At 46.3% G+C, this 26,078-nt stretch carries 20 protein-coding genes; 4 read left to right on the top strand and 16 right to left on the bottom strand.

Going from position 1 to position 26,078, the window contains the following annotated elements; all coding sequences use genetic code 11:
* Window positions 1-84: 84 nt before the first annotated feature.
* The 3 genes from HMPREF0581_RS04285 to HMPREF0581_RS04275 all read right to left on the bottom strand — a co-directional run bounded on the left by HMPREF0581_RS04285 (window position 85) and on the right by HMPREF0581_RS04275 (window position 2,860).
* Window positions 85-1,986 carry a heavy metal translocating P-type ATPase gene (locus HMPREF0581_RS04285; RefSeq protein WP_009644305.1) on the bottom strand — a complete coding sequence of 634 codons (1,902 nt, stop codon included), beginning with the start codon at window positions 1,984-1,986 and terminating at the stop codon, window positions 85-87.
* 147 nt (window positions 1,987-2,133) lie between these two features.
* Window positions 2,134-2,349 carry a cation transporter gene (locus tag HMPREF0581_RS04280; protein ID WP_009644258.1) on the bottom strand — a complete coding sequence of 72 codons (216 nt, stop codon included), beginning with the start codon at window positions 2,347-2,349 and terminating at the stop codon, window positions 2,134-2,136.
* 148 nt (window positions 2,350-2,497) lie between these two features.
* The gene (locus HMPREF0581_RS04275; RefSeq protein WP_009644259.1) at window positions 2,498-2,860 is read right to left on the bottom strand and encodes an ArsR/SmtB family transcription factor; all 363 of its coding nucleotides are present in this window, start codon (window positions 2,858-2,860) and stop codon (window positions 2,498-2,500) included.
* A 202-nt stretch (window positions 2,861-3,062) separates the two neighbouring features.
* On the opposite strand from HMPREF0581_RS04275, the gene mnmA reads away from it, so the two are divergent.
* Window positions 3,063-4,133, top strand: a complete 1,071-nt coding sequence (gene mnmA / locus HMPREF0581_RS04270; RefSeq protein ID WP_009644247.1) for a tRNA 2-thiouridine(34) synthase MnmA — start codon at window positions 3,063-3,065, stop codon at window positions 4,131-4,133.
* A 123-nt stretch (window positions 4,134-4,256) separates the two neighbouring features.
* Here the strand turns inward: mnmA and HMPREF0581_RS04265 are convergent, their stop codons facing one another.
* Window positions 4,257-4,775: an HD domain-containing protein gene (locus HMPREF0581_RS04265; protein WP_009644361.1), complete on the bottom strand. Its 519-nt coding sequence runs from the start codon at window positions 4,773-4,775 to the stop codon at window positions 4,257-4,259.
* 258 nt (window positions 4,776-5,033) lie between these two features.
* Between HMPREF0581_RS04265 and HMPREF0581_RS04260 the strand changes: the two genes are divergently transcribed.
* Together HMPREF0581_RS04260 and HMPREF0581_RS04255 are read left to right on the top strand one after the other, a co-directional pair.
* Entirely contained in the window at window positions 5,034-6,344 is a 1,311-nt protein-coding gene (locus tag HMPREF0581_RS04260; protein ID WP_009644251.1) for a DUF1015 domain-containing protein, read from the top strand.
* Between the two features lie 219 nt (window positions 6,345-6,563).
* The gene (locus HMPREF0581_RS04255) at window positions 6,564-7,337 is read left to right on the top strand and encodes a DUF975 family protein (protein WP_051426930.1); all 774 of its coding nucleotides are present in this window, start codon (window positions 6,564-6,566) and stop codon (window positions 7,335-7,337) included.
* 222 nt (window positions 7,338-7,559) lie between these two features.
* Here HMPREF0581_RS04255 and HMPREF0581_RS04250 read toward each other — a convergent pair whose 3' ends face one another.
* The 12 genes from HMPREF0581_RS04250 to galE form a co-directional block, all read right to left on the bottom strand.
* Window positions 7,560-8,861 (bottom strand): hypothetical protein, encoded by a 1,302-nt coding sequence (locus tag HMPREF0581_RS04250; RefSeq protein ID WP_036380663.1) that lies wholly within the window; start codon window positions 8,859-8,861, stop codon window positions 7,560-7,562.
* Between the two features lie 8 nt (window positions 8,862-8,869).
* Window positions 8,870-10,735: a Na/Pi cotransporter family protein gene (locus HMPREF0581_RS04245; protein WP_036380662.1), complete on the bottom strand. Its 1,866-nt coding sequence runs from the start codon at window positions 10,733-10,735 to the stop codon at window positions 8,870-8,872.
* Between the two features lie 63 nt (window positions 10,736-10,798).
* On the bottom strand, window positions 10,799-11,422 hold the full coding sequence (locus HMPREF0581_RS04240; protein WP_036380661.1) for a manganese efflux pump MntP: 624 nt from the start codon (window positions 11,420-11,422) through the stop codon (window positions 10,799-10,801).
* A 49-nt stretch (window positions 11,423-11,471) separates the two neighbouring features.
* Window positions 11,472-12,356 carry a phosphoribosylaminoimidazolesuccinocarboxamide synthase gene (locus HMPREF0581_RS04235; protein WP_009644287.1) on the bottom strand — a complete coding sequence of 295 codons (885 nt, stop codon included), beginning with the start codon at window positions 12,354-12,356 and terminating at the stop codon, window positions 11,472-11,474.
* 78 nt (window positions 12,357-12,434) lie between these two features.
* Window positions 12,435-13,199 carry an alpha/beta hydrolase gene (locus HMPREF0581_RS04230; RefSeq protein ID WP_051426929.1) on the bottom strand — a complete coding sequence of 255 codons (765 nt, stop codon included), beginning with the start codon at window positions 13,197-13,199 and terminating at the stop codon, window positions 12,435-12,437.
* 952 nt (window positions 13,200-14,151) lie between these two features.
* Window positions 14,152-16,440 carry an ABC transporter permease gene (locus HMPREF0581_RS04225; protein ID WP_036380659.1) on the bottom strand — a complete coding sequence of 763 codons (2,289 nt, stop codon included), beginning with the start codon at window positions 16,438-16,440 and terminating at the stop codon, window positions 14,152-14,154.
* Window positions 16,441-16,448: 8 nt separating this feature from the next.
* Entirely contained in the window at window positions 16,449-17,147 is a 699-nt protein-coding gene (locus HMPREF0581_RS04220; RefSeq protein WP_036380658.1) for an ABC transporter ATP-binding protein, read from the bottom strand.
* A 222-nt stretch (window positions 17,148-17,369) separates the two neighbouring features.
* The gene (locus tag HMPREF0581_RS04215) at window positions 17,370-18,818 is read right to left on the bottom strand and encodes an aminoacyl-histidine dipeptidase (protein ID WP_009644289.1); all 1,449 of its coding nucleotides are present in this window, start codon (window positions 18,816-18,818) and stop codon (window positions 17,370-17,372) included.
* A 411-nt stretch (window positions 18,819-19,229) separates the two neighbouring features.
* Window positions 19,230-20,141, bottom strand: a complete 912-nt coding sequence (gene tsf / locus HMPREF0581_RS04210) for a translation elongation factor Ts (RefSeq protein WP_009644283.1) — start codon at window positions 20,139-20,141, stop codon at window positions 19,230-19,232.
* Between the two features lie 108 nt (window positions 20,142-20,249).
* A complete protein-coding gene (gene rpsB, locus HMPREF0581_RS04205; protein ID WP_009644370.1) occupies window positions 20,250-21,014 on the bottom strand; it encodes a 30S ribosomal protein S2 in 765 nt (254 codons plus the stop codon).
* A gap of 267 nt (window positions 21,015-21,281) precedes the next feature.
* Window positions 21,282-22,826 carry a hypothetical protein gene (locus HMPREF0581_RS04200; RefSeq protein ID WP_036380657.1) on the bottom strand — a complete coding sequence of 515 codons (1,545 nt, stop codon included), beginning with the start codon at window positions 22,824-22,826 and terminating at the stop codon, window positions 21,282-21,284.
* Window positions 22,827-22,937: 111 nt separating this feature from the next.
* The gene (gene galE / locus HMPREF0581_RS04195; protein ID WP_009644237.1) at window positions 22,938-23,999 is read right to left on the bottom strand and encodes a UDP-glucose 4-epimerase GalE; all 1,062 of its coding nucleotides are present in this window, start codon (window positions 23,997-23,999) and stop codon (window positions 22,938-22,940) included.
* 624 nt (window positions 24,000-24,623) lie between these two features.
* On the opposite strand from galE, the gene HMPREF0581_RS04190 reads away from it, so the two are divergent.
* Complete coding sequence (locus HMPREF0581_RS04190) at window positions 24,624-25,991, top strand: NCS2 family permease (RefSeq protein WP_009644299.1); 1,368 nt, start codon at window positions 24,624-24,626, stop codon at window positions 25,989-25,991.
* Window positions 25,992-26,078: the final 87 nt, after the last annotated feature.

Raw genomic sequence — 26,078 nt, 5'->3', positions numbered from 1 at the left:
TCGGTTTTCAACTCCCATGAATTGAAAACCGATTTAATTTTATTCCTTTTCATTTGCTAAGTCAAACGGTGCATGAAAATATCGTTATTGCTTGTACCGAAGTACCCGCATCGAGTTGAGGATACAGATTATGCTGACACCTACATCTCCAAATACCGCCATCCACATCGAGGCAAGTCCAATCGCTGATAAAATCAGTATGATGATCTTGACACCGATTGCAAATGCGATGTTGGATTTTACGATTTTCATAGTCCTGCGTGCAATTCTCAGAATTAATGAAAGCTTGCGGAGATCATCATCCATAAGCACGATATCCGCTGCTTCGATTGCTGCATCAGATCCGAGCGAGCCCATGGCAATCCCCACATCGGCTCTCATGAGAACCGGTGCGTCGTTGATACCGTCACCCACATATCCGAGCTTGCCGTCGCCCTCACACCTATTGCCGATCAGTTTCTCTAACTCAGAGATTTTATCTGCAGGGAGCAGCTCGTACTTAACCTCATCCAACCCGAGCTCCTTCGCCACAGTCTCTGCAGCAGCTTGCCTGTCTCCGCTCAGCATAACAGTCTTGCGGATGCCCTCGCGCTTGACAGCAGCTATACTTTCTTTCGCGTTCTCCTTGACAGTATCCGAAATTACTATGTATCCCTTATATACTCCGTCATATGATACGAATGTCAGCGTCCCGGCTTCAGCAGTATATCCATCGCTGATATTCGAAATGCTATTTTCCGCCATAAGCTTGTGACTTCCGACCAACAGACGCTTCCCATCCAGATCAGCTGTCGTTCCTTTGCCTGAGATATTCTGCAAATCGTTCAATCTGCTCGTATCCAGACTATCGCTTTCCACGGCTTCAAGTATGGACTTGCCAATTGGATGAGTTGCATACAGCTCACCATATGCCGCCAGCTCCAGCAGCTCTGCTTTGCTGACGCCCTCTGCAGGCACGACCTTTGATACCTTGAATTCTCCCTCGGTGAGCGTTCCCGTCTTATCAAACACCATAGTATCAAGGCTTGCGGCTGCCTCGAGGAAATTACTTCCCTTGACGAGCACTCCCAGCTTAGATGCAGCTCCTATGCCTCCAAAGAAACCCAACGGAACAGATATGACAAGTGCACATGGGCAAGATACTATCAGGAAGTTGCAGGCTCTTTCGATACCGTCTGCCCAGGATAAGTTGAATGCCGGCGGCAGTATGAGGGCCAGCAGTGCGGCGCCGATGGTTACAATCGGTGTGTATACTCTCGCAAACCTCGTAACGAAGTTCTCGAGCACCGCCTTCCTCGTGCTTGCATTTTCAACAAGCTCAAGAATCTTGGCAACTGTGGAATCATCATACTCCCTGGTAACCTTAACCTTGAGCGTTCCTTCACCGTTCACACAGCCGGATATGATATCATCGCCTTCTGACACCCTTCTGGGAACTGACTCTCCTGTGAGTGCAGACGTATCAAGGAAGGAGCTTCCATCTATAACCACTCCATCAAGCGGCACCTTATCTCCGGGTCTGATAACGATTATGCTGCCAATCTCAACATCATCGGGAGAAACCTCTTCAGCACTGTCTCCATTCAATATAAACGCGGATTCCGGCGCTATCTCCATCATCTCTGTTATAGACGCCCTGGATTGTCCGACTGCGTAATCCTGAAAAGCTTCACCTATCTGATAGAACAACATCACGGCGAGAGCTTCGGAATACTGAGCGTCGCCGAAAGCACCCAGTCCAAATGCGGCGAAGGTCGCAATCATCATCAGAAAATTTTCATCAAAGACCTGACCATTGCTAATGTTCTTTGCGGCTCTGACTATTACATCGCAGCCGACAATCAGATATGGAATGAAATAGATTATGAACAGCACGTAACCGTTCAGTCCCCTGAGCTTGCCGGTAATGTTCAGCGCCATAAGCACAGCAAAGCATATTAGAGCGACCACTATTCGTTTGTTTCTATTACGCTGTTTTTTGTTCATCTCCGGTCTACCTCGTTACAAGTGTTCCGCTCCAGTATATTTCGTTACAAGCGTCCCAATATAAGTTCGCGCATAATATTCTAAGCAAATCGCTGCACATATATCCAAGAAAATAGATTATTCCCAAGAGCTTGATCAGTTTATTGCTTACAGCTCAACCTCAAACTCCGACTCAATTTTCTTGCCTGTCTTGATAGCTGTAGTCAGAATTTCGTCAAATTTATCATCAGCTGCAACAAGAGTGAACTTCTGAGCCAGAAAGTTAACCTTGGCATCCTCAACCCCATCCAGCTTCTTGATTGCATCTTCAACCTTTGCTGCACAGTTCGCACAATCAATCTCGCACTTGAATTTTTTCTTCATGATTTACTCCTTTTTATACTGATACCTTGCATTGGTTTATAAATTTCGTCGGTGTAATCTACACCGCTGCCTGACAGATCCACATCAAAGTACGCTATTCGCCATGATATAAGACCCATGCCGTTATATATAAGCCGTCTATTTAGAGCTATAGCTCTTCGATATGCTCTCTGCCGACAGCGATTATAGTCCTGACATGCTCATCGGCCAGCTCATAGATCACCATCTTGCCGGCTCTCGAGAACTTGACCAGCTTGGCCTGCTTCAGAAGCTTGAGCTGATGGGATATAGCAGACTGTGTCATGCCCAAAGCCTCGGCAAGGTCACACACGCACAGCTTTTCTTCGAAAAGTGCGAACAGAATCTTCATTCTGGTGGAATCGCCAAATACCTTGAATAATTCAGATAAATCAAAGATTTCGTCTTCGTCGGGCATTGCTCCCACTACCCGCTCTACTGTGCTGCCGTGTACTTCGCTAATCTCGCAGTGAGGTGTATCATTAATAGCCATGCGCTCTCCTTTTCAACACGAAAATGAATTTCACATTCGTTCATATGAGCAATTATTCATATGTCTATTTAGAATATACTCCTAATATGTATTCGCGTCAATATGCTTTTATTAAAATATAATGTGATTTTTCTCGTGCTCAGACCGGCACATGTTTTATATGATATAATTTGTAAGTTAAATACAGATCAGGAGACTAGACATGTGCAAGAAAGTTCTCGTCGCTATGAGCGGCGGTGTAGACAGCAGTGTAGCTGCCCTTCTCGTACGAAATGCCGGTTACGAAACGACCGGCGTAACAATGCGGCTATATGATAACCATACGATTGGTATCAGTTCCGGAACGTGCTGCAGCCTTGACAGCATAAACGATGCATGCAGCGTGGCAAATAAATTAGATATTCTCTTTACGGTATATGACTTCAGGGCTGAGTTTGAAAGAGAGGTCATCGATAAATTTATCGATGCCTATGAGCACGGTCTGACACCTAACCCATGCATCGAATGCAACAGAACATTAAAATTCGACGAGCTGTACAGAGCCGGTCAAGAATTGAATCAAGATTATATCGCCACCGGCCACTACGCGATAATTGAACATGGGGATGACGGCAGATACAAGCTCAAGAAAGCTGCGGATCTGTCCAAGGATCAAAGCTACGTGCTGTACACGCTAACACAGGAACAGCTTGCACACACGATGTTCCCTCTCGGGCTTCTACACAAGGCGGAAACCCGCAAAATCGCTGAAGATCATGGCTTCATAAACGCAAAACGCAGGGAGAGTCAGGACATCTGCTTCATTCCTGACGGAAACTATGCCGCGTTTATCGAAAGGTATACCGGCAAAAGACACGAGCCTGGCAACTTCGTAGATATGGATGGCAATGTGCTCGGCGTACACAAGGGCATCATCCACTATACGGTTGGGCAGAGAAAAGGTCTCGGTCTCGCCCTCAAGCAACCAATGTATGTGCAGTATATTGATGTAGAAAACAATGAGGTAGTGCTCGGATCAAACGAGGATCTATTTACAAGAGAGCTGGTCGCCAGGGATTTCAACTGGGTATCAATCGCATGCCCGGACGCGAAGTTTAGAGCCAAGGCCAGAATTCGCTACAAGCACAAGGAGGCTCCTGCAACAATCATCCCTATTAACGAAACCGAAGTCAGAATCATATTCGATGAACCGCAGCGTGCTATCACCGGAGGTCAATCAGTCGTCATCTACGACGGAGATTACGTGCTCGGCGGCGGAATAATCTGTCTATAGTCTATAATCGTAAGGCACATTATCCGACATCCGCAAACAGCTTCTGCATCAATCTATGCAGAAATTTAACCGAAAAACACCCCGGGTCACAGCACCCCCGGGTCATAGGATGGGCAAGCAGAATTACTTTTCACACAGAGCATCCAGGCTTATGCCCATAACAGCTTCAAGTTCATCGATAATGCCCTGAGTATGCATCTTGGCTTTGAGTATCCTCGCTGTCCGCTCAGGATTCTTGCCCGGCTTATCTATCAGGTACTGCATGCGTTCATCTAACCCCACATAGCGGTCTTCCTTTACCACCCTGTCTGCCAGACACAGGATGTCTATTTCCTCAAAGTCTCCGGCATGATTGAACGGCTCGTACGTCATGTGACGTCTGACCAGCTCCGCCTCACGGGGCAGATTAAGTCCGAGCAGGATTTCCGCACCGCGCTTGTCATGCTCCTTCTCAGCTCTCAGCACATCGTGCACCAGCGCCGCTCCATAGAGTTCATCAATATTAATGTCATAGCCCTTGGAGTTGAGTCTCTCCGCGATTATGCGAGCAACCCTCGCAACCTCGTTGCAATGACGTCTCACGCGCTCCGGCGTATTGTATTTATCAAATAATTCTAACTGTTTCTCTCTGTCTATGTACATGTTTATCCTACTTATATATAAACTCTTTATTCTTACGGATATATTCTAATTTATAATAAACGATCTTTTTCTTTTTTGTAAAACAAGTCTCACGTCATTGACTAATATACAGCAACCTGTATTAACTTTACCAGACTTGAAAACATTTTTTGTTTTAATCTATAAACAGAATTGAATTATTGCATTTTGCGCTTCGATAATAAATAATAGAAATGTCGGGAATATATAAATTGAATGACCACAGGAGGTATTAAAGCAATGGCAATGTATAATTGGAACAAGTTTGGTTTCCATATCCCTGAAATAATGGTACCTAAGGACGGTACAGACTACGAAAAGTGGGCTGTGGTAGCCTGTGACCAGTATACTTCTGAACCTGAGTATTGGAAGCAGGTAGAAGAAATTGTTGGAGATGCACCATCGGCACTTCGCCTCATGCTGCCTGAAATCTATCTGGATAAGGAAGGTGAAGCAGATAGAATCAAAGCTATCCGCGAGAATATGGACAAATACATGTCCGACGGCACGCTCGAGACCCTCGCATCCGGCTGCATGCTAGTCAAGAGAACCGCCGAAGGACGTACTCGTCTCGGTCTCGTAATAGCTACAGACCTCGAAGCTTATGACTTTAACAAGGGTTCCACATCGCTCACCAGAGCCACCGAGGGAACTGTTGTTGAAAGAATTCCACCTAGACTTAGAATCAGAGAAGGTGCTCCTATTGAGCTCCCACACATTCTGATTCTTATCGACGACCCGGACAAGAGTGTAATAGAGCCACTTGTCAACGCACCTATGAAGCAGATCTACGATACAGACCTAATGCTCGATGGCGGACATATCACCGGTTGCTTCATCGAGGAAAAAGAGCTTGCCGGTGCACAGGCAGCGCTTTCCGCTCTATACGACAAGGCAGAGGCGAAGTATGGTGCCGGTAATGTAATCTTCCAGGCTATGGGGGACGGCAACCACTCGCTCGCTACAGCTAAGACTAACTGGGAAAATATCAAGAAAACTCTATCCCCGGAGGAAATTGAAACTCACCCTGCGAGATATGCACTATGCGAAATTGAGAACATCCACGACGAGGGTATCGTATTTGAGCCAATTCACCGTGTCATCTTTGCCAAGAACGGACAGTCCGGTGAGGAGCTTGTACAGGAGGCAGTTGAGCTGCTCAACGAGCAGAACGAGAAGGCCTACCTCGCCCCGGAGGGAACAGCTGCTCCGGCTGGCGGATTTGCAATTCCATGCCTGGCGGGTGGAGTAAGAGGAACCATCATCGTAGAAGGACCTTCCGCTCAGCTGGAGGTAGGTGTTCTTCAGAATGCTCTGGACGTGTTGGTTAAAGAGAGAAAATCCGTGGACATCGACTACATCCACGGCACCAAGGCGCTTGAGTCGCTTTCTGCCGAGACCGGCAATGCCGGCTTCGCACTTCCGGCTATGGACAAGTTCATGCTCTTCCCTGCAGTCGCAGCAGATGGCGCACTGCCTAGAAAGACGTTCTCGATGGGCGAAGCTAACGAGAAGCGCTACTACATCGAGAGCAGATATATCGGCAAGTAGCAAGGGAGACCGCATACCAAGCCGGCCACAGGTTACTGCAGCGCAGGCTTCAAGTTCAAATAATCATACGGGTAACGATACCGGTCCGGTAAGTCGGGACAGTTCGCTGCCCGTATTTAATTTTTTCTTAAAGTGCACGGTATCAAATTGACATGACATAATCGGTAATTTATCCTATTGTAGACGTACATTAAATTTAAGGAGATAAAGGAGATAAATATGTTGATAAACAGACCGGAGCTTAGAGCTAAGGGCAGAAAACGATTCATGGCAAACTACTGGAATTCGGTGCTCGTGAGCCTGATATATGTATTATTTGTAGCCGGTGGCTTAACCGTAATACGCAAATTCGGACATACCTCTGATTCACATAACACCATTCATTCCTCATCGTCATATAGCATGGCAGACAGCTATACGCTGTATCAATTAAGCATCATTATTCTGGGCGTATTTCTGATAACTTTCACGATCGGACTTGCTGTCAGAATATTTGTCTTAAACCCGCTCAATGTGAGCATATACTCGTTTTTCCTTCACAACTCTACGGGTGAAGCTAAGGGAACGCATCTCGGTGACGGATTCAAAAGCAATTACCTCAATGTTACTAAAACCATGTTCTTCAGTAACCTTTGGATATTCCTATGGACACTCGTTCTGATTGTTCCGGGAATAATCAAATCCTATGCGTACCGAATGGTTCCATACATCTTGGCAGAGAATCCGGATATCAATACCAACGAAGCGCTTGCACGTTCCGAAGAAATGATGATGGGCAATAAATGGAAGTCTTTTGTATTTGATCTCTCGTTTATAGGTTGGCATCTGCTCAGCGTAATCACCGGAGGAATCGTAGGAATATTTTGGACCTTCCCGTACGTGCTGGCCAGCAACGCGGAACTATACAGGCTGCTCGCAGGCAAGTCCGGAGATGACTATAGGGTTGGAGCTGATAGCGTTGGAGGATATGACAGTACCGAAAGTGCTCGCTGATGTTCCGAGTATGCCTGCCCGAACTGTTTCACACTAAAAGCTGATTTTAATATAACAACGGTACTGAAAACGCTGCACTCTTTGCGGGGAGTGCAGCGTTTTGTATTCGCTATATATTATACTTATCAACAGCGTGTCCGGGCACGAACTCCATCGTGATGTTTGTTCCCGGCTCATCAGCAAGCCTGCCAGACAATTTGCCGGAAGGCTTCCTCGTGCCGTTCACACTAATCTGAACAGTCCGCAGCTACTGAAGCAACACACATCCGAAATCTCATCCTCAGATCCGCTGCCAAATATCAGCTGCATGGATTTGACATAATCATCGACTCTCCCGGATCCGGCAATTGCAATGGATATCCCCTTCGTTCCGTCTCCCATAATTGCCGAAGCGCCGCCATCATATAGGAGCTCGTCGCTTACTGCAAGCGCGATTGCAAGGTCCTCAAAGGTCGGAGCATTTGCTACACCATACGACTGCAGATACTTAAAACGCGAGTTTCCTGCCAGCTTGAAAGTATTCAAGAATTTATCGACATCATCGGTGATAATGTAGCTGCCGGCCTCAAGGGTTCGCACAACTTCCCCCATATAGCAAAATGATCTCAACAGGGCTCTGTCACCCAGCTTGTCACGTATGGCTGCCGAATGCTCTATAACCACATCATTTGGCACATCTCTCAGGACCCCGGTTCCAATCACGCCGGCTGCCTGTCTCAGCTCCCTAGCTACATCTCCCAACGCATCTATATCTGTACGTTCGTTAAGAATAGCCTTCGGATAAAGCTGTGTAAGCACAATCCTGTAATCGCGCGGCAACGCTTCGCCCGCAACCTTGCTCGAAATCGGGATACCCGGCCTCTTGAAATCCGCAAAGCTTATTCCTCCCATCTCTGCAGCCAGCTGACGAGCGATCCCGCTCGGAATATCATAATGAGAGTTTGATGCACCCTGCCCTATCTCTGCGAGCTCATACTTGCTCAGCTCCCCTGAGTTGAAGAGTTCATATATCGCTCTCGTCAGGAGCACCTCGAGGGTAGGTACATATATCTCGTCTATATCAAATGGCGCTCTACCGAGTATGTACGCATTGAATCCCCCAATCTCATATCCGCGCTGTTTCAGTTCTGACAGGATTCCGCGAACCAGACCTTTCTCGCTGCGCACTTCGTTCTCATTGCGTTTAAGACCCCAAGGATCCAGCTCTATAAGACCCTTTGCTTCTGAATAAAGGTGAACCATCTTGTCTTCCGACTCGCATATCACCAAGATGAGTTCGCTATCTATCGCTGCGCTGAGAACAGCACCATTCTGAGGTTCGGTAAATTCTCCCAGCAGCGGCACTGCAAACGGAGCGCCGTATACAGATACTTCCATCTGCCCGAAGTCTCCCTCGAAGCCGTGCAGTGCAGCCTCAAGACTCTCCCTCATGCGAGAGTCGCTGCCAGGGCCGGTCACAGCCTCGATGCACGAATCATATACTCCGTCCTGTAATTCAAAAAGCAATTTGTTGGTTGTCTTCATAATGCCTGTTAAATCTCAATATCCAGCTTAAGCTGCTTCTCGACTTCTTCCTCATTCCCGTTTACCGAATCGACTGCAATAGAATCGAGAACACCCATGTATTTAGCCTTATATTTTGCAAACAGCCTGTTGTACAGCGGATCATCCGAATGATGAATATCCCTCAGATACTGGTGCTCGTTGCCGTTAATCGACTCGTCCTCGAGACCAAGTATGTTGACTCCAAGGTCAGAGCACTGGTCCGATATACGCTCGAGATTCTGAATAATATTCTGGAAGCTGATACCGCGGACAACTTCACACAGATTATGCTTCATCCTCCACATGTGTCTGCGTCTAACCTTATCTACCAGCTCGTCGATAACCTCTTCAAGAGGTTCTATTCTCTGAGCCATGCTGTGGCTCTTTTCCTTATATGCGTCTGCTGTCATCTCCAGGATATCATTGACAGCAGTCATGAGCACTCTGAGCTCAGCCATAGCGACGTTGGAAAACTGCACGTCCTCACTCTTCATGTTGATGATTGACTGCATGATATTGATTGCCAGGTCGCCGATCCTTTCGATGCTTACCAGCCCCTTCATCAGGAAGCTCTGGTACCTGTCATCATAGTCGAGCGTAATATGCGGCGAAATTTCTACCACGTACTTGTCCGCCACGTCAGTCATCATGTCAATCATGTCCTCGCGCTGATTCATACGCTCGTTACGCTTAGGATCATACTCGTACATCTGCTGAATACAAGCCGTATAGTTGTGCAGAGATACCTCAAACATATTGCTCGTCATCGAGTGAGTCTCACCGAGGGCAATTCTGGGGTTGGTGATAAGCCTGAGGTCAAGCTGCTTGATACTCTCCTTGATCATCGTATCCTCAGGATCCTCCGGCTGATCCGGTACCAGACGCTCTGCGACTTTTGCAAACAGGCCTGCGCATGGGAGCAGTATCAGCGCCGGGATCAGTTTGAATAATCCGTGCACATTAGCAACTCCTCCGGCTCTAAGCGTCATGAACCACAGATTGTCATCGATGATACCGGTTCCTCTGAAAACGCCAACCGCGATGAACAGCAGAATTGACGCTGTCACGTTGTACAGGATATGCACGAGTGCGGTTCTAATCTGCTCCGGCTTTGCGCCGATGCGACACACCAGATATGTTGTGAGGCAGTCACCTATATCGACACCGATTATTACTGCAAATACTCCACAGAATTTGATGCCGATGGTACTCGCGATGGACTGCAGTATTCCGACTACCGCCGATGAACTCTGGATTATGCCTGTAACAAATACTCCTGATAGGAACCCTAGCAGCGGGTTGCCTTCAAACGATACAAGCAGCCTGCTCAGCATATCCCCCATATGCGAAACAGCTGCACTCATGTTCATAAGCCCTACAAACAGCGTACCGAAGCCCATGAGTATGGTTCCGGCCGTGGTCGCTGATCTGGATCCGATAAACATAATCAGGATAATGCCTGCGATCAGTGCCATCGGAGCGAGGTTGTCGGACTTGAAGAAGTACAGGATGCTTGATGACCCTGCCTTGACGTCCATCAGTCTGATAATCTGTGCCGTAATAGTTGTTCCTACGTTGGCTCCCAGCACGATTCCGATCGACTGTCTGAATGTCAGAAAGCCCGCACCTACCAGGCCTACTGTAAGCACAATTGCGGCGGTAGAGCTCTGGATCATACATGTCACGACCAATCCGAGAAGAAAGCCCTTAAACGGCTTATCGGTAACTCTCGCAAGTGCCGCCTTCATAGCACCACCGGAAGTCGACTTTAGACCGTCTCCCATGATGCGCATTCCATAAAGGAACATTGCAAGTCCGCCGAGCAGACTCACGATTTTAAAAAAAATCTCCAATCAAATGTCTCCTTACAATTAAAAATTTCGTATCATTAGAATATCAATATCAGTGTAATTCTATTATAGCAGTGCGCCTTTTGCAAACACTTCTATGCCAATCAGTACAAGAATTATGCCTCCCACAATAGTAGCGTGCGCTGAAAACAGTTTTCCAACCCTTTTACCGATAAATATGCCCGTCACACACATTCCCCATGTCACCGCGGCGATGATAGTCGAACAGACAAACGCCATTTTGACGTCATATGCGGTTATTGCAAATCCGATTGACAATGCATCGATAGATGTCGCAATGCCCTGCAATAGAAACGCCCAAAGCGCGAGTCCGGTTGGAGATGTCAGGGTCGCCTCCAAGCCGTCCGGCTCACCTTCAACTCTGTTCGCTTCACTCCTGCCGTGCAAGCCCTCGAATATCATACGTCCGCCCAGATGCACCAGTAGAATGAGTGCGATCCATGGGACGAACCTGTTGAATAAACTTAATGCATTTACCGCTTCATGCACCAGGAACCAGCCCAGCATCGGCATTGTGAATTGAAAGAATGCGTATACCGCTGTGATGCGCAAGGCTGTACCGAACCCGGTATTCTGATTGCTCATACCGTTTGCAATTGAAACCGTAAAAGCGTCCATAGCCAGCCCGACACCGAGCAATACGCTGCTCAGATAAAACATAAAATTCATAAAACAACCTACATAGTTTGAGAGCCGCGTTAGCAGCTCTCAATTTTAATCATATTCCGGTATCCCGGAAAGCCTCTCCGGTAAGCAGCTTATATGCATCCTTGTACTTCTCGATAGTCCCGGCTATGACATCGTCCGGAAGCTTATAATCACTGTCAGGATTAGCCTTGAGCCAATCTCTTACAAACTGCTTGTCATATGAAGGTTGTGACCTTCCAACCTCATAGCCGGCAACCGGCCAGAATCGCGAGCTGTCAGGTGTCAGCACTTCATCCGCAAGCACCACGTTGCCATCCTCGTCCAGACCGAACTCAAGCTTGGTATCAGCGATGATAATACCTCTCTCCAGTGCGTAATCTGCACACTTCTTATATACAGAAAGTGTGAGCTCCTTAGCCTTCTTGGCCAGCTCCTCACCTCTACCCGGATAAGCCTTTTCCAGCACCTCAACGCTCTTCTCATAGGAGATATTCTCATCGTGTTCTCCCAGCTCAGCCTTGGTACTCGGTGTGTAAATTGGCTCGGGCAGCTTCTCAGACTCTTTAAGTCCTTCGGGCAGCTTGATGCCGCATATCTCGCCTGTATTCTTATAACTTGCCCAGCCGCTGCCGGTAATATATCCTCTGACAATGCACTCCAGAGGAAGCATATCCAGCTTACGGCACATGGTACTGCGGCGAGCAAACTTCTCATTTCTAAAGAATTCCGGCATATCGTTCGTGTCTACCGAAATCAAGTGATTAGGAACAATATCCTCTGTCAGGTCGAACCAGAATTTCGACAGCTGAGTCAGAATCGCTCCCTTGTCAACAATGTCGTTCTTCAAAATATGGTCAAACGCTGAAATCCTATCGGTGGCAACCATAATCAAACTGTCTCCGTTGTCGTAGATCTCACGCACCTTGCCTTCTTTAAAAGGTTTAAACTCCTGCATTTCGCTCCTCCTAGTATCCCAAGCGCAGCTCTTAATAAAATATACCTTCTAGATTGTATCACCAATCCACGCCGACTGCTACTCCCAAAGAAATCTAATCGCCGCCTCTACAGCAATTTTTCTCTCTTTAAGTGTCGGGAACAGGTGCTTGCCACCCTCAATTTCGACGAGCGTAGCATTAGGAAAAATCTTTGCCGCCTTACGCGCGTAGTCGATATCCACAAGTTCATCCTCTGTCCCATGCACGATTAACACCGGGTTCTTGTACCTCATCATCTCACGCCATTCACTGAGCTTTATCGCGTCGGCGACGTAGCGCTTTCCCACTCTGAATTTGTCGTTAAGCACCTTGAAGCTCTCGGGTATCTCATCTCCGTTAAATACAGCTCCGAGCATTGAGCCCTTACGAGCATCGTCCGGTATAGACAGAGCCGGGTAGTAGAGGACGAGTTTCCTGACCTCGTCCTTGCGTTTCTCAGCCGCCAAAGATGCAACCAGTCCGCCCTGCGAACAGCCCATGAGGAAAACAGCATCGGTATTGACAAACGGTCTCGACTCGACATAGTCGAGCACCACCAGCAAATCTACCACTTCCGTCGTAACGCTCATCTCTGTCGACTTGCGCCCCTGACTTGTACCGCTTTCTGAACCGCAGAAATCAAAGCAGAACACCGCATACCCCTGCCTGCACAGCATCTGTGCATATCTGCCGGTGAACCGCATGTTGGTTCCGAATTCGTGACATATAATAACAGTCGGGAGTTTCTCATCGCGGCCGTCCATGTACCACTTGCCGTGTATCGCCAGCTCTCCCTCTCTAATCGTAACGCCTCGTATAATCACTCTATATACTCCATATATTAATCGTCACGTATATTCTACCAAATTCCGGCTTTACGTTAAAACACGTTAAAACTTGTATCTATATTAGTGCGTAATTAGTGTAGGTTGATGTACAATTGCAATGCAGAATCCATCCGCCCTCTCGTACCAAGCGAATGACACAAAATATCTTTATAAATCTATGATTGCTTCATTAAGCAAAAAATCCTCCACTCCAATATATAAAATGCCACCATTTACAAGAGAAATATTCATTGGTACATATTTTGTGAATTGAAAAATAAAAACTATAAAGGATGTCAATTACACATTTTGAAGGCGAACTACCCGAATATCGAAGCATTCTGTACAATGCAGGGTGCTTTTTGATACAATGTTGGAAGATACGGTACTTATCATCGATCTTAATTTTGAAGAAATGGAATATCACTATTGAAAGCTTGAAGAAATGGTACTATGATTTATATATTCTCACACAATGCATACAAAATAAAGGATTATCAATAATGAAAATTTATAAGGATAAATACAAATTAATAGTTAAACTTGTGATAACAGTAGTCGGTATAGTTTTCTGCGCGCAAACACATCTTATATTCTCTGAACCTTGGTTTGGAGCGAATTCCGGAGTAATTGGATGGTTTAGCTGCTGCTGAGGTTATATCAAAAACTGCAATATTATTATTCGTATTTCACACTATCATTACCCTTTTTGATAATGATTGATTGGCTGCTGCATCTGTTAGTTGTAAAGAGTAAGACGTGTAGTACCCGTTTGGCACAGACCGCAGATAAAGCCTCGCCCTTATTTGGGCGAGGCTTTATCTATAGCCTGTGAAGGAGAGGACATCTCCTCCACTTTTGCGGAATTGTGTTTCAACTCTTCAACTCACATGTTCAAATATAATTTTCTCGCCTCGGATTGATATATCCCGGTGATATACGCTTTCAACTACTCGGCCTGCTTCAAGGCTATAGCCATTGGAATTCTCTTGATATGCCTGAGGAGAATCCTGGATATTACGAGATACCCCACTATTCCTGTAGCCAGCAGCTTAACGTACACTGCCGGAACTATATAATACGTCAGATACCCGCTGTAATTGAGCATCATGTAATAGAACACCTCGTTGATAACGAGCTTTGCTACCACCGCTGAGATGGCAAGCGAAGTAATCGCAACTATTCCTGTCGCTCTGCTGTACAGCATCGCAATCTCACGATCTGAATAACCGAGTATCTTGACCAGCGAGATGGAACCTGCACTTTTTTCAATTGCCGATTTGGCGAGCAGGTACAGGAACAGCAGGTACAGTGCGGTCGCAAATATCTCAAACATGACGAAAATTTTGCCCATTGACGATTCCAGTTGATTAGCCGTGAGTTCCAAATCCCTCTTGGTAATTGTTGTTGCAACTAAATTCTTGTCTATCTCGGTCAGCTTCTTGTCTGAGAAATATCCTATATAGTTATCCTCAGGCTTATCGAACACCCTGTTGTATGTCTTCAGCGGCATAAAAACGGTTAACGCTGCAGGATATTTGCATGATCTCTTGAGCACAAACGTATACTTTTTATTCCCAAACTTCTCGTGTAGCTTGACCTTCGCGCCATCCTTGAGCCTATACTTTTCCATATAGGCGCTCGACGCAAGGACTTCAATTTCATTATCGTCAATTTCATCTGACGACTTCACCAGCTTACCATTGAAATATGCCGAGTCTTCCGTGATACCGTACACGCCGATTTCTTCATCTCTCTCATTTTGGAGTGTCGAATAAGCGTACTTTTCCGCACCTCCGTATTTCACCTCATATGGGGCTTTCAGCACGTATTGATATTTTGCGATCTGGCTGTCTTGGATATCTCCCCTGAAATGCTCCAGCATAGGATGGAGCATGAGCCCGAACATCATAAGCACCGCCGCCAGAAGAATTCCTACCGCAAGTGTTATGTAGGCACCGATATTATGAAAAATAATACGGGTTCTGAATCTGGCGACAAAGCTGTAATTGGGAAGTCTAACAGGGGTCCCGGAAGACTTCTTGTTCCTGATATCACCTCGCAGAAACTGTATTGTATCAGTCCTGAGTGCAATGGAAACAACCAGGACATTTACAACCGAGATAATGATAAGCGGTATGACGGTCGTCTTTATAAAAGCCTCTCCGTTCCAGTGCGTCGTGTATGGCGGCAAGGAGTAGCTATGATAGTAGGCCTTGGCAATTAGCTCTTTCAGACGAGTATATCCTAAAATATTGCCTACTACAGCAGCGGCCAAAGCCAGAAGTATAGGCAGCCTTAAATAGTACCCCAGCAATTCACGTCTCGTATATCCTGTTGCACGCAGTGTTCCTATAGTGCGAGCTTCCTTTTCTATACCGTTTCGTGCAGTGATGGCGAATATAAACGCGATTACGACCATGATTATGTACAGCATCCACTGCATCATGACCATGTCATGTCCAAAATCGTCTCCGGTGAACTTTATCGCGCTGTTGTCCGGCCTTGCCACGATGTCGCTCAGCATCACCCTCTGTAGCAGCTCATCCTTGATATCCTCGGCCTTATCCTTTTGTTTCTTATCAGACAGGCTCTGGTTGTTGTTGCGCCAAGCATAAGAATATACAATGCCGTCATCCCCGATTTCATTCCAAGCCTCGTCACTCACAATCACCACCGAGAAATTCTGAGCATCAAACACTGTATCAGAGTTGTTACGAAACATCGCACTGTAGTCGGAAAATGAACTAAGTCCCGACACCTTGAACTCTTTGCCGTTTACCTCAAGCTTATCACCAATGCTAATTTTATTGTTCTCAGCGTAAAGTCTGTCGATTGCAATCTCGTCATCGCTTTCAGGCAGCCGCCCTTCGTGCAGCGATATCTTGTTTAACTTATCTCTGTTCTTGAAAATACGGAAGGTATCACCTTTGTACTTTCCCGCTGTCACACGCTGATCCTTGTAGTATTGCTTCTGTATCTCAATACTTTGATTTTTCTCGAGGTTGCTTATTACATCAACAAAGTGCGCGTCCGGCTTGGAAGCGAGTGCAAAATGACCATTCTCGATCCTATACCTGTCAAAGCTCTCGTTATATGTGCGCAGCATGCTTCCATCAGCAACAAAGTACCCGCTCGCAAAGCCGATTGAAATTACGAGGAAAAGAAACAAGACAAGGTATTTGCCTCTGTCTATCCACAGTTCTCGAAGCACTCGCTTGTGTATTGGATTTCTCATAATTCCACCTACCAATCGATTTCATCGGCGGATAGTCTGTCCGTGTTGCGCTCGCAGCTCCTAATTTTTCCATCGTGGAGCTTAATTATCTGATGTGCCATCTGACTGATAGCCACGTTATGCGTGACAATTACAATTGTGCTTTCGTACCTATTATTAATATCTTCAATCAAACGCAGTATCTCTTTGGATGTACCGTAATCCAGCGCACCTGTCGGTTCATCACATAGAAGTAAATCCGGGTTTTTGACAATCGCCCTTCCTATGGATGTTCTTTGCTGCTGACCTCCGGACAGCTGATTAGGACGCTTGTCCTTGTGTTCCTCCAATCCAAGCAGGTCAATCAGTTCATCGACAGGCAAGGGTTTATCGCTGAGATAAGCTCCGACCTCAATGTTTTCTTTGACCGTCAGGTTAGGAATGAGGTTGTATGACTGAAATACGAAGCCTAGGTGCTTTCGCCTGTATTGAGTCAGCTGGTTGGCGTTAAATTCCTCAAGACAGTCTCTCCCGATAGTTACCGAGCCGCTGTCAGGCGTATCTATACCGCCCACAATATTTAAAAGTGTTGATTTGCCGGATCCCGACGGTCCAAGCAGCACACAAATATCGCCCTTCTCTATTCCGCAGGAAATCCCCTTTAGAACGACAACTCGGCTGTCGCCGGTTCCGTAGCTCTTGGATATATTATCTATTTCTAAATACATATGACACCACCTACCCATATAAATATTGCTGTATCTCTGCTAAATGCATGGAATAACAGGATGATTGTGATAATTATCTACCTAGTTAGATAAATCTAACTATAAGCCCTGAAAAAGCAGGAATAATATGTCCACCATCCCTGCTAATATCAGTATAGCACTTTCTACGTATTATCTCTATACATTTGTATTATTGTGTTATATCCGACTTTTATTTAACTTTTATTTACAGTGAGCGAGCACAAGCTTTACATACTCCCATGTTCTCTCAGTGGAGGATATTGAGAGCTTCTCAAGCACCGAGTGAACACCCGACATGTCCGGGCCGATAGATACAGCATCTATCTTGCCTACCTTCTCCGCCCACTTTCCGCACTCAACGCCTGCGTGGATGGCACTTACAACAGGCTTCTCACCATACTGCTCTTCATACGCCTTGATGCACACGTCCAGGAGATCCGACTTGTTGTCGAATTCCCATGCGCCATAAGCGCCGCTAAACTCAACTGTAGCGCCCAGAGCCTCTGCAATAATGGTAATCTTTCTAGTCAGCAAATCTTTGCGTGAGTTGACACTCGATCTGGCCATCGACCTAGTGATAAGCTCATCGCCTTCCAGCTGAACTACTCCGATTGAATGTGAAGTTTCAACAAGATTCTCGAGCTCCACGCTGTAGTGCTGGGCACCGGCAGGACACGCGAGCACGAATTTGAGGAAGTTGTCCTGGCAAGCTGTATCAATCGCTTCTTCCTCTGTCTCGCCAACCGCCTCTACTGCCACTCTGATGCCGGGATCAGATGTGCGGTACTCTTCCTTAACTGCTGCCGTAGTAGCTGCAATGCTCTCTTCAAAAGCCTTTGCGTCCGAAGCTGCAACGATTACCTCACCGGCAACCTTTCCGAGTATTACGTTAGTCGCACGTCCGCCTGCAATAGACAGGATATTGAGCTGCACTGCCTCTCTAGCTTCGAGTAACATTCTAGCTGCGATGCTTCCTGCATTTGCGCGCTCCAGATGAATGTCGCTGCCGGAGTGACCACCGAGAAGGCCCTCTACTACGTACTTGTATTTGATGCCCTTGGCTAACTGCCTGCGTGCGGGAAAATGCGTGGTTACGTCTACTGCCCCTGCGCAGCCAACTGTGATGATCCCCTCTTCCTCCGAATCGAGATTGATAATCTTGCGGGATCTGATCTTGGAACCGTCGAGAGCATTTGCCCCCAGCATGCCGATTTCCTCATCTACTGTCACTATAAGCTCAATTGGCGGATGCGGAATATCTGTCGAATCGAGAATCGCAAGACCCATAGCGATTGCAATACCGTCGTCCGCACCGAGCGTGGTGTCCTTTGCAGTGATATAATCGCCATCAATCATAAGCTCCAACGGATCATTCTCAAAATCGTGAGCGCTGTCCTCAGTCTTCTCAGCAACGATATCCATGTGTCCCTGTATCATGACCATATCGGAGTCCTCATATCCGTGAGTGCCGTCCTTCCAGATAATGACATTTAACGCTTCATCCTGATAGTATTCAAGACCGTGCTCCCGGGCAAACTTAACGAGATATGCGCTTATCTTCTCGTTGTGGCGGGAAGCACGCGGCACGTCGCTTATCTCTTTGAAATATCTAAACACCTCCTGTGGTGCTAGCATACTTACGTCGCTCATTGACAAACCTCCATAGTGTTTATAAGCATTTGGGTTGAAAATTCAGCATCAGTAATTTGTACTGACACATGAGTAATTATAATTGCATATGTGATACAGTTCAATATTATTTACTTGCAAATAAATATTTTTTGAGATTATTGTATTCATACATAAATTCCGATACTCTGCGTCCGCGCATCGCAGAGCTTGCGACTACGACGCATGAAGCTCAGTACCTTCGGCCTAAACGCCATGTACACCTATTTGCATGTTTAATCAAAGTACATAAAAGGCGCAGCCTCACGGCTACGCCTAAATTCCATAAATGCGTGAACATGCGCAGGAATAATATTCAAGCTGTCACACCTATGCCCCTTGAGCGACATAGTGCCACAGCACATCAAAGTACTACGGGAAAACGATAGAAGCCTATCCCTGAACTGCTGCAGCAACCTCTGCTGCAAAGTCATCTTCCTTCTTCTCGATACCCTCGCCAACTTCAAATCTAACCATAGATACAACCTGCATATCCTTGCCGATTTCCTTAGCGCACTTATCTACGTACTGAGCGATATTGAGCTCGCTATCCTTTACAAACGGCTGATCAACCAAGCAAACCTCCTTGAGCTCCTTCTTGATCTTCCCGGCAACGATCCTTTCAACCATCTCCGGCTTCTTACCCTCGTTGAGAACCTGTTCCGTGAGGATTTTCTTCTCGCTCTCGAGGTATGCCGGATCAACTCCTGCCTCGTCAACAAATTTAGGATTCATGGAAGCAACCTGCATAGCTACATCCTTACCACAGGTCTCAATTTCAGCAGCAGTTGCAGCTGTCTTGATACCAACGATAACGCCGATTCTGCCGCCACCGTGGATGTATCCTGTATATACAACTCCCTCTTCCGCAACTCTAGCGTATCTTCTGATGTTAAGGTTCTCTCCGATCTTGGCAACCTTTGCTGTCAGAACATCCTTAACAGTCGATCCCTGGAATGGCTCTGCCATGAAAGCATCCATATCCAGGTCACCCTTGACTAGAGCCTGAGCGGCAACTGCTTCAACAAACTCTACGAACTCCTCGTTCTTGGATACGAAGTCTGTCTCGGAGTTAACCTCAGCGATTGCAGCAACCTTATTGCCTTCTCCGAAAGCCAGTCTTACGAGTCCCTCAGCAGCAATTCTGCCCGACTTCTTCTGAGCCTTCATAATTCCCTTCTCGCGCAGCCAGTCTACCGCCTTATCGATGTCTCCATCTGCCTCGACTAACGCCTTCTTGCAATCCATCATTCCGGAACCTGTAAGTTCACGAAGTTCCTTGACTAGTGCAGCTGTTACAGCCATTGTGTCCTCCTTACCAAATAACCGTCCGAGCCGGGTTCTAAGCTCGGTCCGGACGGCATTTACTTGTTATATTATTCGTTTAATAAAGTCTCTGTGAAATGCTGACGATTAAGCCTCTGCCTCAGTTTCAGTTTCAGCTTCAGTTTCAGCTTCTGCAGCCTCAGCCGCAGCTTCGTTGTCGTCAAAGCTCTCGCCCTGCTTAGCCTCGATTACAGCATCAGCCATTGCCGATGTGATAAGCTTAACAGCTCTGATAGCATCATCGTTAGCAGGGATAATGTAATCAACATCGTCAGGATCGCAGTTTGTATCTACAATACCTACTACAGGGATTCCAAGAGTTCTTGCTTCCTTAACAGCGATTTTTTCCTTTTTAGGATCCACTACGAACATTGCTCCGGGCATACCCTTCATATCCTTGATTCCACCGAGGAACTTTTCCAGCTTGTCTGCTTCCTGTCTGATCTTGAGAGCTTCCTTCTTGGCATACTTCTCGATTGTGCCGTCAGCTTCCATCTCACGAATCTCAGCTAATCTATCAATTCTCTTGCTGATAGTCTTGTAGTTAGTGAGCATACCGCCGAGCCATCTCTCGTTTACGAAGAACATTCCTGAACGAAGAGCCTCGTCCTTGATAGCAACCTGAGCCTGCTTCTTGGTACCTACAAATAGGATTGGCTCTCCATCTGCTGCTACCTTTCTGATGAAATCGTATGCATCATCAATTCTCTGAATCGTCTGCTGAAGATCGATGATATAGATTCCGTTTCTCTCTGTGAAGATATATGGAGCCATCTTAGGGTTCCATCTTCTAGTCTGGTGTCCGAAATGAACACCTGCTTCTAAAAGCTGTTTCATTGATACTACTGACATAATTAACCTCCGGTTGTTACTTCCACCGTGAACACTAGCCTTCAACCCTAAGGGCACCGCGGCAACTTCACGATGTGACTATTACTTATTGCAGCTATGTGTTTGCACACAAAGATACCCACATATTATAAAGTACGCAATATGCCATTGCAAGTGCATATAACTAAAAACACCGAAAAAACGCCGAAAATATCGGCGTTTTTAGCGGTGTGAGAGGGTCTACATGTTAGCCCCTACTCGATTATTACAGTCTGATTAAAGGTATAACTATCTACTTTCTCTTCTCCTATAGCTAGCTGCCCCTGCAATACCGGCGATTGAACCGCCTGCCATCAACAGATAGAAAAGGAGGTTAGTCGTATCACCTGTCTTTACCGTCTTAACAACCTTAGTTGTCTTGCCCGGTGTTGTCGGATTAGTCGGATTTGTTGGGTTCACAGGTGTATTTGGCTTATTGTACTTAAGTGTAAAGGTGATCTTGCTCAAATCGTTTGGTGCGATCGCATCCGCTCCGTCAGCTGTCTGCTTACCGTTCCACTTGAAATTGAAGTTGATCTCCTTGCCGCTGTCTACCTGTGTAGCCTTAGCCTTGAAGCTGCCGCCCACTGTTCCGTTTACGGTATAGTTGGTGTCAGGCGTTGCCGCTGCAGTAAACTTAGCTCCAGGCACCGTTACCTTGAGTGTATCGTCTACCGAGTTTATTGCATCTGCAAGCTCCTTGTAGGTCTTGAAATTTGCTGCATCCTTGAGCTTCAGGGTCACTGTTACCTTGCGGCCTTCAAGCTTTGTCTCGGTAATCTCAAACTTTCCATTTGCTCCTTCGAGCTTTGCTTTAGGTGCAGTCGTACCGAAGGTCATGCCATCCGGCAGCTCCAGACTTGCAGTGAAGCTCGTATCCATTCCCGACAGCTTGATCTTCTCACCGTTAGGATCGTTGTACATCTGCTCGATCTTTTTCATCTGCTCCTTGATCGGCTTTACCTTCAGTGCGCCGGTAAAGTCATGAACAGCGTCCTTCTTGCTCTCGAACACCTTGTCGTGCTCCGTCTCGTTTCCGATCAGAATATCGCCCTCAAGATCGCCGATAACCGTCATATCCTGTGAGAAACATCCCTGAAGGTTCTCTGCAAATTTAAGCTGAGCGACATCTGAGTTGTACGTTCGAAGCCCAAACCCAAAAGTTGCAGCGGTTCCACTCGGATAGAACGCAAAATCACCTTTGCCTGTGATGTTCTCACCTTCAAACTTTGCGGCATCAGCCTTGCTGCTCGCTGTGAAGGAATACGGAATCTCAATGTTCACGGTGTAAGCGTCAGGATTAGCCTTGTCACTGTTGTACGCATTGTAAATTCCCTGCCAGTTAACATCATTCAGATATAATTTAAAATTAACCGTTTTGCCATTAACCGTCTTTAAAATCTTATTGCCGTTTATAAAGGAAGATGTATTGGCCACCTTTATGCTGCCGATATTTACAGCCTCAGGAAAGGTAACGTTATACTCAATATACGCAATCTTGTTCTTCCCCTCATGCCCATGTGGATACCAACCATTTGCTGCGGCGTTAGCCATATCGGCTTCATGTGACTTCATTACCTCAGTCATCGGCACGTTCATCTTGACACTGCCGGTGTAGATAGCGCTGTTCCCGTCCGCTCCGCACTTGACGCTGCCGGTCTTAGTAACGTACTGAGCTATCGGCAATAACGCATCTGCAGCCATAGACGGAACTACCGCCACAAGCTGGCTTATTACCATAGCAAGGGTGATTACTAGCGCATGAAATTTTCGGGTAAATCTCCTCGTTTTCATTATCTCTTCATCTACTCATCTAATTCTATACTTTAAATCGTCATCTTGCGTTATATCAACTGTCACTTCGATTGTCGATGATGTAGCAACAAAAAAATGATTATAACAGGATTATCTCGATAAATTCTGTTGATTAGTCATTATGAGCTGCCAATTCCAAGCTGACTCACATATGGCCTGCAGATTATACTCGGTTTGCCACCCCAGCTCCTTTGCAGCCTTATCGCAGCAGGCATACATCTTCGCTACATCACCCGCTCTGGCTTTCTCTATCTTATAGGGTATAGAACGTCCACAAACAGACTCAAAGGCTCTTATCACCTCTAGCACGCTATATCCGGTACCGGTACCGAGATTATATATTGAGATGTCAGGCGATCCGCTTGTACGCTTGAGCGAAGCCACATGGCCTTTTGCCAAATCCGTTATATGGATATAGTCCCTGATGCAGGTGCCGTCCGGCGTATCGTAGCAGTCTCCCAGCACCTTAAAATAACGGATCTTGCCGTCCGCTGCCAGTGCAAGTGAGGGCATCAGATTGCTTGGATTAACTCCATATATCTCTCCGATCAAACCGCTCGGATGTGCTCCCGCCGGGTTGAAATAGCGCAGGATCACGACATGCCAGCGAGGATCGGAAGTGTATACATCCTTTAGCAGCTCCTCCTGGATCCATTTGGTGCGCCCGTAAGGATTGGTACATTTACCCGTATCACAGCCTTCATTTACAGGAACTGTGTCTGAATCACCGTAGACATTTGCCGATGAGCTCAAAATAATCTTGTGAACTTCGAATTTATCCATAGTCTCTATAAGTGAAACAGTAGCTGTGATATTGTTTCTGTAATATTTTAACGGGGACCTAATAGCTTCATTGACAGCCTTGTATCCCGCAAGATGTATGACGATATCGATATTCTCTCTCTCAAACACCGTGTCCAGCAGCTCTCTTCTCGATATATCTATATTGTAAAAAGGGAAATCCTTTCCGGTTATTTCCCGAATTCCCTGCAGAACGGTTTCACTTGAATTGCTGAGATCATCAGCAATCACTATTTCATGCCCGACGTTAAGCAGTTCAACAGCGACGTGACTTCCTATGTATCCGGCTCCGCCGGTAAGCAGGACCTTCATCTCATTACAAATTGCGTTATTTGCGTTATTATTGTTCATAGCCGGAATCTCCACCTGTTAAATTAGTTCGCAGCAATGTCTATAAACAGGAATAAGTTAATCACAGTTTATAGTTATACCTGTATGTGATTATATATGTGTATATATGTGTTCATACAGCCCCACCATATGGCTGACAGCTTCAATATGCGGCTGAAGCTGTCAACTTGTTATCGTCCGACGTACAGACACCATGCGAACGACATGCGCCGATATGCCGATATGCCGATATGCCGATATGCCGATATGCCGATACCATTGTATGTCACGCTGTATTATACTGTACTTTATTATTATATTCTCTTTTTGTCCGTTTATAAATCATAGTATCATGACAACAATCTTGAGGGCATCACTCCGGCGAAATTAGGGTATTTAGGTTTGCAAATAATGGTATTATGGCACAATCCGCAAGTTGACTTGAACATTTGGATGGCAACTACGGTATATAGTTCGGGAATTTTGCACTTTAATAACCTTGAACTTATTTTGAACACTATTTTACGTGAAGATTTGTTGAAGTCAGTCTTTATGGCTCTTATAATTATTTCATCACGAACTGAAAATACGTAACTCCGTTCGGGCAACTACAAGAATTAACAATTTTTGAGAAGGAGCTATCTTATGGAAAAGTTTTTTAAACTTAAAGAACACGGTACCACCACAAGTACCGAGGTCATTGCCGGAATTACCACGTTCCTATCGATGGTATACATACTGGCGGTAAACCCTAACATTCTGTCAGCTGCAGGAATGGATGGCGGCGCAGTATTCACCGCTACCGCAATTTCAGCTACTGTAGCTACACTGTTCATGGCTTTCTTTGCTAACTACCCTGTTGCTCTGGCTTCCGGAATGGGACTCAACGCATATTTCGCATATTCCGTATGTATACCTATGGCTAAGGCAGGCATCAACGACCCTTGGAAGATTGCTCTTGTTGCAGTTCTGGTAGAAGGTATCGTATTCGTACTTCTCTCACTCACAAGCTTCCGCGAGAAGCTCGTCAATGAGGTTCCTTCCAATCTGAAATACGGTATCACTGCCGGTATCGGTCTGTTCATCGTTCTCGTTGGACTAAAGGGTGCCGGTATCGTAATTGCAAGTGAATCGACTCTTGTCGACCTGGGAATGGTTGGTTCCCCGCAGTTTGTACTCGCCATTGTAGGCTTTCTCTGCATCTGCGCAATGGTTCGCAAGAACGTTCCCGGTGCGGTGCTCTGGGGAATCATCATAACATGGATCCTCGGAATCATCGCTGAGAAGACAGGATGGTATCATGTGGATCCGGCTGCCGGCGCATTCTCGCTGATTCCCGGCAAGATTTTCAGCCTTCCGTCAGCACCGCATTTCGCACAGTTTGATTTCGGTTGGATTTCCAAAAATCTGATTAACTTCCTTGTTATCACATTCTCGTTCCTCTTCGTCGACCTGTTCGATACTGTAGGAACTCTTATCGGAGTAGCTTCTAAGGGTAATCTCCTCGATGAGCACGGAAACCTTCCTCGCGCCAGGGGTGCGCTGCTCGCTGACGCATTCGGAACAATATTCGGTGCATTCGTGGGAACTTCGACTGTAACCTCTTACGTTGAGTCGAGTGCCGGTGTAGCTGCCGGTGGCAGAACAGGTCTCACAGCTGTAACATCCGCCGTAATGTTTATAGTCGCACTGTTCTTCTCTCCGGTATTCCTGGCAATCCCCGGCTTTGCGACAACTCCGGCACTCATGTACGTGGGACTGCTGATGGTATCTTCAATCAAGAATATCAACTTCGACGCAGATATCGCGGATATCGCTTCTGCGTTCTGTGCTATCACGTTCATGCCTTTCACATATTCCATTGCGAACGGAATCATGTTCGGAATGATTTCATGGGTAATTCTCAAGGTCATAGGCGGCAAGATCAGGGAGATCTCACCTGTTATGTGGATTTCATTTGCCCTGTTTGCACTCAGAATCGGAACACTTATCGCCGGAATCGGATTCCACTAAGCTCTCACCTTGAATACATAGAAGCCATAAATTTACAAATCTTTGCGAGCTCCCATGAGCTCGTATTTTTCTTGCATGAATGTTATA

The organism is Mogibacterium timidum ATCC 33093 (assembly GCF_000525775.1).
Lineage (GTDB): Bacteria > Bacillota > Clostridia > Peptostreptococcales > Anaerovoracaceae > Mogibacterium > Mogibacterium timidum.
Note: the sequence above shows the minus strand (reverse complement) of the source record. Positions and strands in the feature narration are given on the sequence as shown.

Bases quoted from the DNA above. Each gene is read 5' to 3' on its own strand.
- HMPREF0581_RS04285 (WP_009644305.1), bottom strand. From the start codon at position 1,986: ATGAACAAAAAACAGCGTAATAGAAACAAACGAATAGTGGTCGCTCTA.
- HMPREF0581_RS04280 (WP_009644258.1), bottom strand. From the start codon at position 2,349: ATGAAGAAAAAATTCAAGTGCGAGATTGATTGTGCGAACTGTGCAGCA.
- HMPREF0581_RS04275 (WP_009644259.1), bottom strand. From the start codon at position 2,860: ATGGCTATTAATGATACACCTCACTGCGAGATTAGCGAAGTACACGGC.
- mnmA (WP_009644247.1), top strand. From the start codon at position 3,063: ATGTGCAAGAAAGTTCTCGTCGCTATGAGCGGCGGTGTAGACAGCAGT.
- HMPREF0581_RS04265 (WP_009644361.1), bottom strand. From the start codon at position 4,775: ATGTACATAGACAGAGAGAAACAGTTAGAATTATTTGATAAATACAAT.
- HMPREF0581_RS04260 (WP_009644251.1), top strand. From the start codon at position 5,034: ATGGCAATGTATAATTGGAACAAGTTTGGTTTCCATATCCCTGAAATA.
- HMPREF0581_RS04255 (WP_051426930.1), top strand. From the start codon at position 6,564: ATGTTGATAAACAGACCGGAGCTTAGAGCTAAGGGCAGAAAACGATTC.
- HMPREF0581_RS04250 (WP_036380663.1), bottom strand. From the start codon at position 8,861: ATGAAGACAACCAACAAATTGCTTTTTGAATTACAGGACGGAGTATAT.
- HMPREF0581_RS04240 (WP_036380661.1), bottom strand. From the start codon at position 11,422: ATGAATTTTATGTTTTATCTGAGCAGCGTATTGCTCGGTGTCGGGCTG.
- HMPREF0581_RS04235 (WP_009644287.1), bottom strand. From the start codon at position 12,356: ATGCAGGAGTTTAAACCTTTTAAAGAAGGCAAGGTGCGTGAGATCTAC.
- HMPREF0581_RS04225 (WP_036380659.1), bottom strand. From the start codon at position 16,440: ATGAGAAATCCAATACACAAGCGAGTGCTTCGAGAACTGTGGATAGAC.
- HMPREF0581_RS04220 (WP_036380658.1), bottom strand. From the start codon at position 17,147: ATGTATTTAGAAATAGATAATATATCCAAGAGCTACGGAACCGGCGAC.
- HMPREF0581_RS04215 (WP_009644289.1), bottom strand. From the start codon at position 18,818: ATGAGCGACGTAAGTATGCTAGCACCACAGGAGGTGTTTAGATATTTC.
- tsf (WP_009644283.1), bottom strand. From the start codon at position 20,141: ATGGCTGTAACAGCTGCACTAGTCAAGGAACTTCGTGAACTTACAGGT.
- rpsB (WP_009644370.1), bottom strand. From the start codon at position 21,014: ATGTCAGTAGTATCAATGAAACAGCTTTTAGAAGCAGGTGTTCATTTC.
- HMPREF0581_RS04200 (WP_036380657.1), bottom strand. From the start codon at position 22,826: ATGAAAACGAGGAGATTTACCCGAAAATTTCATGCGCTAGTAATCACC.
- galE (WP_009644237.1), bottom strand. From the start codon at position 23,999: ATGAACAATAATAACGCAAATAACGCAATTTGTAATGAGATGAAGGTC.
- HMPREF0581_RS04190 (WP_009644299.1), top strand. From the start codon at position 24,624: ATGGAAAAGTTTTTTAAACTTAAAGAACACGGTACCACCACAAGTACC.